The sequence below is a fragment of the Polynucleobacter sp. 39-46-10 genome (assembly GCF_002282275.1).
Window position 1 is genome coordinate 1 of sequence record NZ_NCJB01000307.1, and the last position, 2,747, is coordinate 2,747.

General features: G+C 49.3%; 4 protein-coding genes. 2 read left to right on the top strand and 2 right to left on the bottom strand.

The features are described from left to right. Together hemC and B7X71_RS14855 are read left to right on the top strand one after the other, a co-directional pair. On the top strand, positions 1–579 hold a 579-nt coding region (hemC, locus tag B7X71_RS14850; RefSeq protein ID WP_293601233.1), incomplete at its 5' end, for a hydroxymethylbilane synthase. A gap of 6 nt (positions 580–585) precedes the next feature. Beyond that, the gene (locus B7X71_RS14855; protein WP_293598865.1) at positions 586–1,395 is read left to right on the top strand and encodes a uroporphyrinogen-III synthase; all 810 of its coding nucleotides are present in this window, start codon (positions 586–588) and stop codon (positions 1,393–1,395) included. Here the strand turns inward: B7X71_RS14855 and B7X71_RS14860 are convergent. Together B7X71_RS14860 and B7X71_RS14865 are read right to left on the bottom strand one after the other, a co-directional pair. Further along, positions 1,392–1,964 carry a chorismate lyase gene (locus tag B7X71_RS14860; protein ID WP_293598866.1) on the bottom strand — a complete coding sequence of 191 codons (573 nt, stop codon included), beginning with the start codon at positions 1,962–1,964 and terminating at the stop codon, positions 1,392–1,394. The two genes, B7X71_RS14855 and B7X71_RS14860, sit on opposite strands and share 4 nt — an antisense overlap. A gap of 2 nt (positions 1,965–1,966) precedes the next feature. Further along, positions 1,967–2,747 (bottom strand): C-terminal helicase domain-containing protein (locus B7X71_RS14865; protein WP_293601235.1); only part of this gene is annotated, 781 nt, incomplete at its 5' end.

Genomic DNA, 2,747 nt, shown 5'->3' on the forward strand with positions numbered 1-2,747 from the left:
AATGGCGCAGTGGTAGGCACTTCTAGCTTGCGCCGTGAGTCAGTTCTGAGATCCAAGTTCCCACATTTAGTGATTCAACCTTTGCGTGGAAATTTAGATACCCGTATGGGCAAACTCGATCGTGGTGAGTATCAAGCCATTATTTTGGCTGCTGCCGGTCTCAAGCGACTTGGTTTGGAAAGTCGTATTCGTGCACTGTTACCGATTGATCCATACACCCCAGCTGCTGGACAGGGTGCGCTCGGTATCGAAACTTTGAGCAAGCATCCCAATATTCAAGAGTGGTTAGCCCCGCTGAATGATTTGCCAACCCTTTATGCGGTCACTGCTGAGCGTATGGTGTCGCGTCAACTCGGTGGTTCTTGTGAGGTACCTTTAGCGGCTTATGCCACATGGGATCAAGATCATATGAATATCCGCTCTTTTGTCGCCAGTGTCGATGGCACTGCAAGTTGCTTGGCTAGTGCTCAAGGCGCTGTAAAAAGTGTAGAAGATGCGGAAGCACTTGGACTCTCGGTTGCACGAGATCTGATTGCTCAGGGTGCAGAGCGTTTATTGCCAAACGGTCTACCTAAGTAAAACCCAATGAGCAACAAGACTATTGTCATTACCCGTCCCAGCGGACAGGCACGTCAATTGTCGGAAGCCTTACAAGCAAGTTTAGTAGATAGCGGGTTTACGAAAGACACAGTCCCCCAGATCATTTCTTTGCCACTACTGACAATTGTCCCGAAGGGTGATGATGTTTTAGTAGAGCGGATCACTGCAGCACTCAAGTCTGCAGATCTAGCAATTTTTGTTAGCCCCAATGCAATTGAATGCACGATGCGTTTGCTGGAAAGGTCTTGGCAAGAGGTGTCTGATCGGCCATTGCCAATAGGTGTGATGGGAGGAAGTAGTTTGGCAGCCCTCAACAATCACGGTATTGGTCTTGAGAGCAATGCTACAAAAGTTATTCTTCCTCAAAGCAATGCGCAGTGGGATTCCGAGGGTCTTTGGTCTGAATTGCAGGCCCTGAACTGGGAATGGTCGACCAAGAAAGTCATCATCTTTAAGGGCGAGGGTGGGCGCGACTGGTTGGCTGAAACTTTAAAACAGGCTGGGGCGCAAGTTGAGGCTTTCTCTGTTTATACCCGCGTACCATTAGATCTCAACAGTTCCGCTTGGAATGATGTCCATGAGATGGATTTTGCAAAATCACTTTGGTTGCTTACCTCATCTGAGGCAGTGCGTTATTTGGGTCAAGCAACATTGTCGCTCGATCTCGCATCAGCAATGTGCCCGCATCACAATATTGCTAGTGCAGCAGAACAAATTGGGTTTGGTAAGGTATTTACTTGCGAACCCGGTGACGAGGCTTTAATTGCCGCATCACGAGCTTGGCTATTCGTTTAATTGCTAGGGTAGTTCAGTAGCGCCGGTAGAAATACTTCACTCACCAGGAGTGGACGCCCCTTCAGTTGATAGAGCGTACGTCTTGCCCAACTCACAGAGGGAAGCCCTGGGTATTGCTGGAAACACTTTTTCCATAAGGCGCTTCGTTTATCCAATCGAGTAATTTCACGTAAGGGTTTTTTCTTGGAGTGCATGCGTGTTTTAGCAAACAACACCGCTCCTAAAGGTTTCTTTCCTAAACGTAAAATCTCGTGATTACTGCCACTAGAACTACTGATGGGAATAATGCTGTGAGCCATGACTAGTGGAACACCGTTTACACAAAGTAGCACTTCACGGATACGACAACGTTTGATTTTGAAATGAAAATAGCGACTCTCGTCGCTATTTAGGTTTTGCCGGCAATCTCGCAGAACTACTACCTCTAGTTTTTGTCCAATTGCACGTTCAATTTTTTGGGTTAAAGAACCAGTATCACTTAGCCAGGCCTGCCACTTGCGTGGCGCCTGATGCAATTCACCGGAATCGACTCGATTCCATGCAGAACGGAGGCGACGACGGTGAACCATTTTTAGCTACCGCTAAAGTTTCTGCGTTGACCGCCAGATTTTGGTTTAGCAAAACGTGGACCAGCGGATGGACGTGAATCTCCAGAACGTGCCGGACGTGAGTCAGCAGAACGTGCAGGGCGTGAATCAGCAAAACGATTGCCACCAGCAGGACGTGAATCACCAGATGGACGTGAATCGCCAGAGCGAGATTCGAAATGATTGCCTGAGCGATTACCACCGCCTCCGCCACCAGAACGAGACTCTGAACGGGCGCCAGAACCATAACGGCCACCACCGCCACCAGAACGACCGCCACCGCCGAAGCCGCCACCAGAACGACCACCACCTGGGCGACCACCGCCACCACCAAAGCTAGGCTTAGCTTGTGGCTCAAGGCCGGCAATGACTGAAGCAACGATGTCTTGCTGTGTAAAGCGTTCGATATTACGAATCTTGGCGCGATCACGATGTTCAACCAAAGTGATAGCAACACCATTGCGACCCGCACGACCAGTACGACCGATACGGTGCGTGTAGTCCTCAGGTTTCATTGGCAAGCCAAAGTTAATCACGTGACTAATGCGTGGCACATCAATACCGCGAGCTGCTACGTCAGTCGCAACCAAAATCTTGGTGTGACCCTTACGCAAAGACTCAAGACGGCGCATACGAACAGCTTGAGGCATTGCACCGTGTAAGGCGCTAGCTTCATAACCATTTGCACGTAAGGTGTCAGCAATTTTTTCACTTTCAACTTGAGTGCTTGCAAACACAACTGCTTGATCCAAAGAGGCATCAGCC

Excerpts from the sequence above, each read along its gene's own strand:
- B7X71_RS14855 (WP_293598865.1), top strand. The coding sequence starts at position 586 with ATGAGCAACAAGACTATTGTCATTACCCGTCCCAGCGGACAGGCACGT.
- B7X71_RS14860 (WP_293598866.1), bottom strand. The coding sequence starts at position 1,964 with ATGGTTCACCGTCGTCGCCTCCGTTCTGCATGGAATCGAGTCGATTCC.